The organism is Pseudomonas sp. PDM30, assembly GCF_019218985.1.
GTDB classification, from domain to species: domain Bacteria; phylum Pseudomonadota; class Gammaproteobacteria; order Pseudomonadales; family Pseudomonadaceae; genus Aquipseudomonas; species Aquipseudomonas jessenii.
The window spans coordinates 74,742-87,364 of the sequence record NZ_JAHUWM010000003.1 but is presented as its reverse complement, the minus strand read 5'-3'; the positions used below and the strand labels follow the sequence as shown (position 1 = coordinate 87,364).

Genomic DNA, 12,623 nt, shown 5'->3' with positions numbered 1-12,623 from the left:
AACCCAAGGCATCCTGCAACTTCAGGCCATACTCGGCCTGGAGCTTTTCAATCTGCGCCAGCAATTCATCGAAACGGGTACTCGAAGCCGAGTTGATGAATCCCTGCCCCAACGAGTAAGACCCCATTGCCCGACCTTCGCCCAGTATCTGGGTGACCCGTGGCGTGACGAGGGTGACCAGCTCGCTCAACTGGCGCATGTCGCTCTGGTTGTCGCGACTGAGGCCGGACTGGCTGGTGATGAGCTGGCTGAAAATCTGCGCGCTGCCCACCAGCTTGCCGATCAAGGCACTTTTGCTTTGCAGGGAATTTTCCGTTTGCTGGGCCTTGAACGCGGCGATCATTTCATCGCGTTTGCCATCAAACACCGCAACCTGCTCCGGGTCGCTGGTCATCGCCGTCAGCCCTTGCAGGCGAGTCAGAATATTCTGCTCAAGGGCGCTGATTTTCGATTCGACATTGCCGGCCTTGCCGGATTGGCCGAGGCTGACATTGATCTGCACCAGGTTGTTCAGGGTTTCCAGATCGCGCCGCAACGTCAGGCTGCTGCCCAACAGGTCGAGACTTTGCAGCTCGATGCGCGTGCCCTGGAATTCGCGGTAGGAGTCACGCACCAGATAGAAGTTGGTCACCAGCATCGGCACCAGGAACAGTACGCTGATCAGGCTGAACTTCATACCGAAGCTCAGACGGTTCATCAGTGCGACAGCGGGATAGAGCAAGCTCTTCACTGGATGTCTCCCTTCAGTTTCTTATTTTTTTTATTGGCAGGCGCAGACAGAAAGCAGATAGCCACTATTCGACGCTATCTCTGTATAACTTAAATCGGCAGGAGGTTTTGTAACTTAAGGTTAACGACAGAAGTCCGCGAGCGATACGAAGCGAACTCAATGTGGCGAGGGGGCAAGCCCCCTCGCCACAATGGCTCAGACAGCCGGGCTAATGCAGGACCGTCCACAACGCAAAGCCGGCATACCAGAGCACCGCCGCACGCAGCAGCAGCGCCCAGATGCGGTCCAGATTGTTGATACCTTCCGCGCCGGTCACCGGCGCCGGAATTTCACCGGCCACCAGCCCGACTTTCACGATCAATTGCGCGGCGCTGATGTTCCAGTTCAGCAGCTCATGCAGCATCACCCGACTGACCGCGACAAAATTGCCGACCAACGCCAGGCTCGCGGCCAGCAGACGCACCGGCAACCAGTCGAAGGCGTGACGCAGTTGCCCGGCGCGCTCGACCACTGCAGGGGTTTTCCCGTGTTCTTCGGCCAGCGCCAGCAACCGATAACTCAGCGCCGCAACCGGACCCAACAGGAAGTACCAGAAAATCACCGCGAAAAAGCTCTGGTAGGCCTCCCACAGCAAATGCCCTTCGACCTGCTCCAGCAGCTGCTCGCCATTGTCTGCGCAGATATCCAGATCGCGCTGGGCGACATGGGCCGCCGCTTGCAGGTCCTCCCGACGCCAGGCATCGCGGAACGGCCCGAGATCGCCCAGTAGATCACCGCGCCCCAGGCTGTAGATGACTACCAGCATATGGATCGGCAACGCCAGCAAGCCATAGGCCACCGGCTCGATGACGACCAGCAGCAACCCCAGCAACGCCACCGGCAACAAGACCAGTATCGACAGCACCAGCCATGGTCGGTTTGAAAATCGCGGGCTGGCCTCAAGCTTGTTCAGCTCGTGTGTCCAGCCATTGTCACGCTGAACCCGATGGCGCAGGGCCGAGAACTTCTCGATCCACACCGCCAACAGCAACACCAGAAAACTCATCGTCCTTCCTCTTGTGCCAGGGCGGCACGATAGCGTGCCCAGTCGAACGCCGGCCCTGGATCGGTTTTGCGCCCCGGTGCAATGTCGCTGTGCCCGCAGATACGCTCTGTGGTGATTGCCGTGAACGCCTGTTGCAACTGGCGCGTCAGGGCTGTCAACGCGCGGTATTGCGCGTCGGTGAACGGCAGATCATCCGTGCCTTCGAGCTCGATGCCCACGGAAAAATCGTTACAGGTTTCCCGCCCCTCGAAGCTCGAGACGCCCGCATGCCACGCACGCTCAAGGCACGAAACAAACTGGGTAACGGTACCGTCACGTTCGATCAGAAAGTGCGCCGACACCCGCAAGTCCACAATCCCTTCAAAATAGGGATGTTCGGTGACATCCAGACGATTCTGGAAAAACTCCTGCACCTTGCCGGTGGCGAACTGCGCCGGCGGCAGGCTGATGTTGTGGATCACCAGCAGGGAAATTTCGCCTGTGGGGCGCGCATTGAAGTTGGGAGAGGGGCAGACATGCACACCCTGAATCCAACCGCTCGCGGGGTCCAACTGCATACCGATTCCTTCAACGTCGACTGTATTGGCACAGTATGCCGCGATAATCCCCCAGGACGCGATCACTTGCCGCGTTTGAGGTTGTCGATCTAAAACAGGCGTATGTTCGGAATCGACAACCAACGCCGGCAACGTCAGGGATTCGACCAAATACAGGTGCCAGCGCAAACGTAACGCTCTGATGCCTTGGGTTGGTCGGTGGCATGGCCCTATAATCGAGCCACTTTGTTTGTGGAGTCTGTTATGCCGAATCTACGTCTCGCCGATCTGACCGCCGAAATCGAAGCCAACGTGCGCCGTGCGCTGCATGAAGACATCGGCAGCGGCGATATCACCGCGCAGCTGATCCCGGCCGAACGCCTGGCCAAAGCCACCATCATTACCCGCGACGCGGCCGTCATCAGCGGCACCGCCTGGGTCGATAACGTGTTTCGGCAACTGGACCCGCGGGTGGCGGTGCACTGGCAGGTTGCCGACGGTGAACGGGTGACGCCCAATCAGGTGCTGTTCCACCTCGAAGGCCCTGCGCGCTCACTGCTGACCGGCGAACGCAGCGCCCTGAACTTCCTGCAACTGCTCTCCGGCGTGGCGACCCGCGCGCAATACCTGGCGGACTTCGTGGCCGAGACTCAGGTCAAGCTGCTCGACACCCGCAAAACACTGCCAGGGCTGCGCCTGGCGCAAAAGTACGCCGTGACCTGCGGCGGTTGCCATAACCACCGCATCGGCCTGTATGACGCCTTCCTGATCAAGGAAAACCACATCGCCGCCAGCGGCGGCATCGCGCAGGCCATTGCCGCCGCGCACAAGATCGCCCCGGGCAAACCGGTCGAGATTGAAGTGGAAAGCCTGGATGAACTCAAGGAAGCGCTGGCGGCCGGTGCCGACATCATCATGCTCGACGAACTGAGCCTGGACGACATGCGTGAAGCCGTGCGCCTGAATGCCGGCAAGGCCAAGCTGGAGGCCAGCGGCGGGATCAACGAAAGTACGTTGCTGCCAATTGCACAGACTGGGGTGGATTACATTTCGATCGGTGCGATGACCAAGGATGTGAAGGCGGTCGATCTGTCGATGCGCCTGAGTCTCTGATCACACGTATGTGAGTTGCCAAAACTGTAGGAGCGAGCTTGCTCGCGATGTACCTGAGAGCGCCACGTTTAACCAGTAAACACGCGTTATCGTTAACGAACATCGCGAGCAAGCTCGCTCCTACATGAGTGTCAGACCACCAGATTGTTCATCTCGCAGTACTCTTCCCACTCGACGCCCAACACCTCGGCAGCTTCCTTGTGCAGTTTCAGGCGTTCGGTCTCGTATTCTTCCGGGGTTGATGTGTACTTGAGCGTCAGTTCCCACGGTTGCAAGCCCTGGGCTTCGGCTTCATCCTCGAACGCCCACTGGATCTGGTCTTTCTGATCGTCGGCGGACAAGTCCTTGATCTCGTCCATCAACTCGGGGGCATCCAGCACATACTTCTTCAGCGCTTCTTCGTGTCGGGCTTCCTGGGTCATCTCTTTAACAGTCATGGCGTTCTCGCTGATCTGGGAATGGAAGATGGATCTGGATCTTCAAGGATCTCTCTGACACAAAAAACCGGATCAAGCCCGGTTTATCTGGCCTTCAGAACCATTCTGGATCATCTGAAAACTGCTGGGCGTTGCTCAGGCAGACTCCGAATATAGGACGTTTGGCTGAGGATTTACACGTCTCTTTACATCTCCCCACAAAAAGTTGTGCACACGATGTTTTGATGGCGGCGGGAACATAAATTCAAACAGCGATCAGGACGGCGAACTCGAGAACCTGAGCGGAAAGGTGAAACAAGCGAGGGAGATATGGTGCCCGAGACAGGAATCGAACCTGCGACCTTCGCGTTACGAGTGCGCTGCTCTACCGGCTGAGCTACACGGGCGGTGGGCTAAACCTAGCACCGAGTTTCAGCAACGGCAACGTCGTCAATCAACTCTGTGATCTACAGACAAAAAAATGCCCCACCGTTTTCACGGTGGGGCATTTTTTATAACGTTGAAGCGGTCAGGCGTGAGGCGTGATTAAACGCCCGAAGCCTTGGCTGCCGCCACGTCTTTGATGGACAGCTTGATACGGCCGCGGTTGTCCACGTCCAGTACCAGCACTTCCACTTCCTGGCCTTCTTTCAGGATGTCGGTCACTTTCTCAACGCGAGCATCGCTCAGCATGGAGATGTGAACCAGACCGTCCTTGCCCGGCAGGATGTTGACGAATGCGCCGAAGTCGACGATGCGCTCAACCTTGCCGACGTAGATCTTGCCGATCTCGGCTTCAGCGGTGATGCCCAGAACGCGCTGACGTGCTGCTTCAGCCGCTTCCTTGGTTTCGCCGAAGATCTTGATCGAACCGTCGTCTTCGATGTCGATCGAAGCCTTGGTTTCTTCACAGATCGCACGAATGGTCGCGCCGCCTTTACCGATGACATCACGGATTTTGTCGGTGTCGATCTTCATCGCAATCATGGTCGGAGCGTTGGCCGACAGTTCGGTACGCGACTGGCCAATGATCTGGTTCATCTGGCCGAGGATGTTCAGGCGCGCTTCCAGGGCTTGGCCCAGAGCGATTTCCATGATCTCTTCGGTGATGCCCTTGATCTTGATGTCCATCTGCAGCGCGGTGACGCCTTTGGCGGTACCGGCTACCTTGAAGTCCATGTCGCCCAGGTGGTCTTCGTCACCCAGGATGTCGGTCAGGACGGCGAATTTCTCGCCTTCTTTAACCAGACCCATGGCGATACCGGCAACCGGCGCCTTCATCGGCACACCAGCGTCCATCAGGGCCAGGGAAGCGCCGCAAACGGAAGCCATCGAGCTCGAACCGTTGGATTCGGTGATTTCCGATACAACACGGATGGTGTACGGGAACACGTCAGCGGCAGGCAGCATGGCCGAAACCGAACGACGGGCCAGACGGCCGTGACCGATTTCGCGACGACCAGCGCCACCCATGCGACCACACTCGCCTACCGAGAACGGAGGGAAGTTGTAGTGCAGCATGAACGGGTCTTTCTTCTCGCCTTCCAGGGTGTCCAGCAGCTGTGCATCACGGGCAGTACCCAGAGTTGCAACGACCAGAGCCTGGGTTTCGCCACGGGTGAACAGAGCCGAACCGTGGGTTTTTGGCAGAACGCCGACTTCGATGTTCAACGGACGTACGGTCTTGGTGTCGCGACCGTCGATACGTGGCTTGCCGTTAACGATGTTTTCGCGAACGGTGCGGTATTCGATTTCGCCGAAAGCTGCTTTGACTTCGCTGGAAGAAGGCTGGCCTTCTTCACCGGACAGCTTGGCAACGACCTGATCCTTCAACTCGCCCAGGCGAGCGTAACGGTCAGCCTTGACGGTGATGGTGTAGGCCTGGGAGATCGCTTCGCCGAACTCGGCACGGATAGCGCCCAGCAGTTCGGTGGCTTCTGGCGCAGGCGCCCAGGTCCAGGTTGGCTTGGCAGCTTCAGCGGCCAGTTCTTTGACGGCGTTGATCACAACCTGGAACTCGTCGTGAGCAAACAGTACCGCGCCCAGCATCTGGTCTTCGGTCAGCTCTTTGGCTTCCGATTCAACCATCAGCACAGCGTCCGAAGTACCGGCAACGACCATGTCCAGGCTCGAAGCAGCCTGTTGCTCGTAAGTCGGGTTCAGCAGGTAACCGGTGCTTTCGTGGAACGCAACGCGGGCAGCGCCGATCGGGCCATCGAAAGGAATGCCGGAGATCGCCAGCGCAGCCGAGGTACCGATCATCGCAGCGATGTCCGGATCGGTCTTCTTGCTGGTGGAAACGACGGTGCAGACAACCTGCACTTCGTTCATGAAGCCTTCCGGGAACAGCGGACGGATCGGACGGTCGATCAGTCGGGAAGTCAGGGTTTCTTTCTCGGAAGGACGGCCTTCGCGCTTGAAGAAACCGCCAGGGATCTTACCGGCAGCGTAAGTCTTTTCCTGGTAGTGAACAGACAGAGGGAAGAAGCCCTTGCCTGGATCGGCTTGTTTTGCACCGACTACGGTCACCAATACGCTGACGTCGTCGTCAACGGTGACCAATACTGCGCCGGAGGCCTGACGGGCGATACGGCCAGTCTCGAGGGTAACGGTCGACTGACCGAACTGGAATTTTTTGATTACCGGGTTCACGGTGTCCTACCTTCTTTGTGGCTCTTGGGGGAACTGGTTTCTTACGAAATTCTTGGGCAACGCCGGGAATCGGCCCGACTGGTTTGTCCAGGTGTTACTCAGGCAAAGCAGGTATCCAGATAAAACTTGAGGCTGGGAGCCTGCCATGCGCCGGCGGGAAACCCGCTGGTGCACGACAGACAACCAACCTCTAGCGCAATCGCTTATTAGCGACGCAGACCCAGGCGACCGATCAGAGTCTGATAACGACCCAGATCCTTGCCTTTCAGGTAGTCCAGCAGCTTACGACGCTGGTTAACCATGCGGATCAGACCACGACGGGAGTGGTGGTCTTTACCGTTGGCCTTGAAGTGACCTTGCAGTTTGTTGATGTTGGCGGTCAGCAGTGCAACTTGCACTTCTGGCGAACCGGTGTCACCAACAGCTTGCTGGTAGTCAGCTACGATTTGAGCTTTTTCTTGAACGTCGAGAGCCATGAGGCAATCCTTTTATCAGGAAACTGTTTCAGAAAAACAGTTTCAACAGGCCAGGGACAAATCCCTGTATCTAAAAATGAGTAGTGACCGTGCCTGTTGACAGCCACCCTCGTCCGGTCATTCTGACCGAATCAGTCGACGCGGCGCGATGCGCCCGTCTTCGCTCACTTCACCGATACCGATGAAGCGACCATTGTGATCCTGTACCCGCACCATGCCGAACTTCGGAGCATCCGGGGCACGTACCGGCTGGCCGTTGAGCCAGTAGAACGCACTCGCTTCCGAGAACTGCAACAGTGGCCAATCCAGCAAGCCGCTGTCCGATGGCATCAGGAAACGATCGACCGCTTCGTTGCCGCCTTCGGCATGTACCGCTTCCAGCTCTTCGAGGGTAACCGTCTGCGCCAGGGTGAATGGCCCGGCCTGGGTACGTCGCAGTTCTGCAACGTAAGCGCCACAACCGAGTTGCTCACCGATATCCTCCACCAGGGTACGGATATAGGTGCCTTTGCTGCAATCCACCGCCAGCCGCGCAGTATCTCCTTCGAAGGCCAGCAATTCCAAGCGCGTAATAGTAACAGAACGCGGTTCGCGCTCCACTACTTCACCTGCACGAGCCAGCTTGTACAGCGGCTGGCCGTCACGCTTGAGCGCCGAGTACATCGGCGGTATCTGACTGATTTGCCCACGAAATTTCGGCAGTACAGCCTCGATATCGGTGCGACCAACGGTCACCGGGCGCTCCTGCAAAACTTCACCTTCGGCATCCGCCGTGGTGGTGGTCTTGCCCAGTTGCGCCAGGGTTTCATAACCCTTGTCGGAATCGAGCAGGTATTGCGAGAACTTGGTCGCCTCGCCGAAGCACAGCGGCAACACGCCGGTGGCCAAGGGATCGAGACTGCCGGTATGACCTGCCTTTTCGGCGTTCAGCAACCAGCGAACCTTCTGCAAGGCCGCGTTGGAGGTAAACCCCAGCGGCTTGTCGAGAAGGATAATGCCGCTGACGTTACGACGGATACGTTTGACCTGAGCCACCGATTACTCCTTGGTGTCTTCGGCTTCTGCCGCAACCGGATGCTGATTGTCTTCAGCCACTGCGCGCTCGATCAATGCCGACAGATGCGCACCACGCACGACGCTTTCGTCGTAGTGGAAGTGCAGCTGTGGAACGCTGCGCAGTTTCATCTCGCGAGCCAACTGCATGCGCAGGAAACCGGCGGCGGAGTTGAGCACCTTGATGCTTTGTGCAATTTCTTCGGCGCTGTCCTGCCCCATCACGGTGATGAAGATCTTGGCGTGACCGACGTCACGGCTGACTTCCACTGCGGTAATGGTGACCAGGCCGACGCGCGGGTCTTTGACTTCACGACGGATCAGTTGTGCCAGCTCACGCTGCATCTGATCGCCGATGCGTTGGGTACGGCTATATTCTTTTGCCATGTCTTGTTACCTGTTACTGCCCCACGGTGAAACCCGTGAGGTCTGAAAGCGGCAAACGCCCGGCCTGACAAAAGCCAGACCGGGCGTTGCGTTTAGAGTCCTGGTGACGAATTGCGCATTTGCATGCGACGCCCCGTCACGGCTCCTGAAGTGCGCGAGTTAGAGGCTGCGAGCAACCTGCACCTTCTCGAAGACTTCGATCTTGTCACCGACTTTAACGTCGTTGTAGCTCTTCACGCCGATACCGCATTCCATGCCGGCACGTACTTCGGAAGCGTCATCCTTGAAGCGGCGCAGGGATTCCAGCTCGCCTTCGAAGATAACGATGTCTTCACGCAGTACACGGATTGGACGGTTACGGTGAACAACACCTTCGATAACCATGCAACCGGCGATCGCGCCAAACTTCGGCGAACGGAACACGTCACGCACTTCGGCGATACCCAGGATGTTCTCGCGAACATCGCTGCCGAGCATACCGGTCAGGGCTTTCTTGACGTCTTCGATGATGTCGTAGATCACGTTGTAGTAACGCATATCCAGACCTTCCTGCTCGACGATCTTGCGCGCGCCGGCATCGGCACGCACGTTGAAGCCGAACAGTACAGCGTTGGAGGCCAGTGCCAGGTTGGCATCGGATTCGGTGATACCACCGACGCCGCCACCGACCACGCGCACTTGCACTTCGTCGTTACCCAGGCCGTTCAAGGCACCGTTCAACGCTTCCAGCGAACCACGGACGTCGGATTTGAGGACGATGTTGAGCGTCTTCTTCTCTTCCTGACCCATGTTTTCGAAGATGTTTTCCAGCTTGCCGGCGTGAGCGCGAGCCAGTTTGACTTCGCGGAACTTGCCTTGACGGAACAAAGCCACTTCACGGGCTTTCTTCTCGTCGGCAACCACGCTCATTTCGTCGCCAGCGTCCGGGGTACCGTCCAGGCCGAGAATCTCGACAGGGATGGCCGGACCGGCTTCCTTGATTGGCTTGCCGTTCTCGTCGAGCATGGCACGTACACGGCCATAGTTCGAACCGACCAGGACCATGTCGCCTTGGCGCAGGGTACCGTCTTGAACCAGAACGGTAGCCACCGGGCCACGGCCCTTGTCCAGACGCGATTCAACCACGACGCCACGACCAGGAGCCGACGGAGTTGCAGTCAGTTCCAGGACTTCGGCTTGCAGCAATACGGCTTCGAGCAGTTCGTCGACGCCAGTACCCATCTTCGCCGAGACCGGTACGAACGGAGTGTCACCACCCCACTCTTCCGAAGTCACGCCGTGAACCGACAGTTCGCTACGGATGCGATCGAGGTCAGCACCTGGCTTGTCGATCTTGTTCACTGCAACAACCAGTGGCACACCAGCCGCTACCGCGTGCTGGACGGCTTCAATGGTCTGCGGCATCACGCCGTCGTCCGCTGCAACCACCAGGATCACGATGTCGGTCGCCTTGGCACCACGGGCACGCATTGCGGTAAACGCGGCGTGACCAGGGGTGTCGAGGAACGTCACCATGCCACGGTCGGTTTCAACGTGGTATGCGCCGATGTGCTGGGTGATACCACCGGCTTCGCCAGCAGCAACCTTGGCCCGACGGATGTAGTCGAGCAGGGAAGTCTTACCGTGGTCAACGTGGCCCATTACGGTCACGACTGGTGCGCGGGAAACTGCCTCGCCTTCAAACTTCAGGGACTCGGCCAGGGAATCTTCCAGGGCGGTGTCGCTGACCAGGGTCACTTTGTGGCCCAGCTCCTCGGCAACCAACTGGGCAGTTTCCTGATCCAGTACCTGGTTGATGGTCGCTGGAGTACCCAGTTTGAACATGAACTTGATGATTTCAGCAGCCTTCACCGACATCTGCTGGGCGAGATCGCCAACAGTGATGGTTTCGCCGATCTTCACTTCGCGCACGACAGGGCCGGTCGGGCTCTGGAAACCGTGGGCGTTGCGCTTCTTCAGCTTGGCCTTGCCGCGACCACCACGACGGAAGCCATCGCTTTCTTCGTCGGTAGTACGTGGGGCAACACGTGGAGCCGGAGCCTTTTCCTTGACCGAAGCACGATGCGGAGCGTTTTTGCGCTCGCCATCGCCGCTACCGCGACGATTGTTGTCGTCGGCACGTGGCTTGTCCGGACGGCGCTGTTCGTCGCGCTTGCGGGTATCGGCCGCAGGAGCTGGAGCAGCCGCCACAACCGGTGCGCTTTCGCGAACTGGCTCGGCCACCGCAGCAGGCGCTGCAACAGGTTCGGCTTGAGCGGTCGGCGCAGCAGCAGGCTGGCGACGCGCTTCTTCTTCGGCGCGACGCTTGGCTTCTTCTTCAGCCTTCTGACGAGCAGCATTTTCTACTGCGCGACGTTCATCCAGTTCACGCTTGCGCTCGGCTTCGATTTCTTCCGGGCTGCGCTGTACGAAGACTTTCTTCTTGCGTACTTCAACGCTGATGCTCTTGCTGCCAGCAACACGCAGGGTGCTGGTGGTTTTACGCTGCAGCGTAATCTTGCGTGGTTCTTCCACTTTCGCCTTGTGGCTGCTTTTCAAGTGAGTCAGCAACGATTGCTTCTCACTGTCAGTCACACTTTCTTCGGCGGCGGTGTGCGGCAGACCTGCCTCACGCATCTGCTGCAACAGGCGCTCTACCGGTGTTTTGACCTCATCGGCCAGTTGTTTCACCGTGACTTGCGTCATGCACTTCTCTCCTCAGGCCGCGCCTAATTACTCGAACCAGTGGGCTCGGGCGGCCATGATCAACTTGCCGGCACGATCATCGTCAATGCCGTCGATGTCGAGCAGGTCGTCAATAGACTGCTCGGCCAGGTCTTCGCGGGTAATTACGCCGCGCACCGCCAGTTCCATCGCCAAATCCTTGTCCATACCCTCAAGCGAGAGCAGGTCTTCGGCCGGATGGGCGTCTGCCAGCTTTTCCTCAGTAGCGATGGCTTTGGTCAACAAGCGATCCTTGGCACGAGCGCGAAGCTCGTTGACGATTTCCTCGTCAAAGCCGTCGATGTTGAGCATTTCTTCCAACGGTACGTAGGCAATCTCTTCCAGGCTGGTGAAGCCTTCATCAACCAGCACCTGAGCCAGTTCTTCGTCGACTTCCAGCTCGTCGATGAAGTTGCGCAGGATGTCGCCGGTTTCTGCTTGCTGTTTAGCCTGGATGTCCGATTCGGTCATCACGTTCAGGGTCCAGCCAGTCAACTGGCTGGCCAGACGCACGTTCTGACCACCGCGACCGATGGCCTGAGCCAGATTGTCTGCGCCAACGGCGATGTCCATTGCGTGGGCATCTTCGTCAACGATAATTGCCGCAACCTCGGCCGGGGACATGGCGTTGATCACGAACTGAGCCGGGTTGTCGTCCCACAGGACGATGTCAACACGCTCACCGCCCAACTCACCCGACACTGCCTGGACGCGCGAACCGCGCATACCGATGCAAGCGCCCTGCGGGTCGATGCGTTTGTCCTTGGAGCGAACGGCGATCTTGGCGCGCGAACCCGGATCACGGGACGCAGCCATCACTTCGATCAGGCCTTCGGCAATTTCCGGCACTTCGATGCGGAACAACTCGATCAGCATTTCCGGCGCGGTACGCGACAGGATCAACTGCGGGCCGCGGTTCTCGGTGCGGATTTCCTTGAGCAGCGCACGCAGACGCACGCCAACCCGGAAAGTTTCGCGAGAAATGATGTCTTCACGGGCCAGCAACGCTTCAGCGTTGTTGCCCAGATCAACGATCACGTTGTCGCGGGTAACTTTTTTCACGGTGCCGGAGATGATTTCACCCAGGCGCTCGCGGTAAGCGTCAACAACCTGAGCGCGCTCGGCTTCGCGAACTTTCTGCACAATGACTTGCTTGGCAGTCTGTGCGGCAATGCGGCCGAACTCGATGGACTCGATCTTCTCTTCTACGACGTCACCGACCTTGGCGCCAGGATGCGTTTCAGCAACCTTGCTCGGCCAGGTTTCGATGGCCGGATCGTCCAGGTCTGCTTCTTCGACGACCGTCCAGCGACGGAATGTCTCGTATGCACCCGTGTGGCGGTTGATTTCCACACGCAGATCAACTTCGTCTTCAAAACGCTTTTTGGTAGCAGTGGCCAAGGCCAGCTCCAGCGCTTCAAAAATCACGTTTGCCGGTACGCCCTTTTCATTGGATACCGACTCAACAACCAGCAGTACTTCTTTGCTCATCGTACGCCTCGCCTTTCGCAA

General features: G+C 58.3%; 10 protein-coding genes and 1 tRNA gene. 1 reads left to right on the top strand and 10 read right to left on the bottom strand.

Features of this window, described 5'->3' with window-relative positions; all coding sequences use genetic code 11:
- Positions 1–938: 938 nt before the first annotated feature.
- Both ampE and ampD read right to left on the bottom strand, forming a co-directional pair.
- Positions 939–1,775: a regulatory signaling modulator protein AmpE gene (ampE, locus tag KW840_RS07795; protein WP_218494889.1), complete on the bottom strand. Its 837-nt coding sequence runs from the start codon at positions 1,773–1,775 to the stop codon at positions 939–941.
- On the bottom strand, positions 1,772–2,332 hold the full coding sequence (gene ampD / locus KW840_RS07790; protein ID WP_218495116.1) for a 1,6-anhydro-N-acetylmuramyl-L-alanine amidase AmpD: 561 nt from the start codon (positions 2,330–2,332) through the stop codon (positions 1,772–1,774). The genes ampE and ampD overlap by 4 nt, the downstream gene beginning before the upstream one ends.
- A 243-nt stretch (positions 2,333–2,575) precedes the next feature.
- On the opposite strand from ampD, the gene nadC reads away from it, so the two are divergent.
- The gene (nadC, locus tag KW840_RS07785; protein WP_057716471.1) at positions 2,576–3,424 is read left to right on the top strand and encodes a carboxylating nicotinate-nucleotide diphosphorylase; all 849 of its coding nucleotides are present in this window, start codon (positions 2,576–2,578) and stop codon (positions 3,422–3,424) included.
- 131 nt (positions 3,425–3,555) lie between these two features.
- On the opposite strand, the gene KW840_RS07780 is transcribed toward nadC, so the two are convergent.
- From KW840_RS07780 to nusA, 8 genes are all read right to left on the bottom strand, one after another.
- Entirely contained in the window at positions 3,556–3,861 is a 306-nt protein-coding gene (locus KW840_RS07780; RefSeq protein ID WP_090453044.1) for a DUF6388 family protein, read from the bottom strand.
- A gap of 310 nt (positions 3,862–4,171) precedes the next feature.
- Positions 4,172–4,247: transfer RNA gene (locus tag KW840_RS07775), tRNA-Thr, on the bottom strand.
- Between the two features lie 139 nt (positions 4,248–4,386).
- Positions 4,387–6,492 (bottom strand): polyribonucleotide nucleotidyltransferase, encoded by a 2,106-nt coding sequence (gene pnp / locus KW840_RS07770; RefSeq protein ID WP_007915263.1) that lies wholly within the window; start codon positions 6,490–6,492, stop codon positions 4,387–4,389.
- Positions 6,493–6,698: 206 nt separating this feature from the next.
- Entirely contained in the window at positions 6,699–6,968 is a 270-nt protein-coding gene (rpsO, locus tag KW840_RS07765) for a 30S ribosomal protein S15 (RefSeq protein WP_015093441.1), read from the bottom strand.
- 117 nt (positions 6,969–7,085) lie between these two features.
- On the bottom strand, positions 7,086–8,003 hold the full coding sequence (gene truB / locus KW840_RS07760; protein WP_057716473.1) for a tRNA pseudouridine(55) synthase TruB: 918 nt from the start codon (positions 8,001–8,003) through the stop codon (positions 7,086–7,088).
- Between the two features lie 3 nt (positions 8,004–8,006).
- On the bottom strand, positions 8,007–8,408 hold the full coding sequence (gene rbfA, locus KW840_RS07755; RefSeq protein WP_007973108.1) for a 30S ribosome-binding factor RbfA: 402 nt from the start codon (positions 8,406–8,408) through the stop codon (positions 8,007–8,009).
- Positions 8,409–8,567: 159 nt separating this feature from the next.
- The gene (infB, locus tag KW840_RS07750; protein ID WP_057716474.1) at positions 8,568–11,093 is read right to left on the bottom strand and encodes a translation initiation factor IF-2; all 2,526 of its coding nucleotides are present in this window, start codon (positions 11,091–11,093) and stop codon (positions 8,568–8,570) included.
- Positions 11,094–11,120: 27 nt separating this feature from the next.
- Positions 11,121–12,602, bottom strand: a complete 1,482-nt coding sequence (gene nusA, locus KW840_RS07745) for a transcription termination factor NusA (RefSeq protein WP_007988680.1) — start codon at positions 12,600–12,602, stop codon at positions 11,121–11,123.
- Positions 12,603–12,623 lie beyond the last annotated feature (21 nt).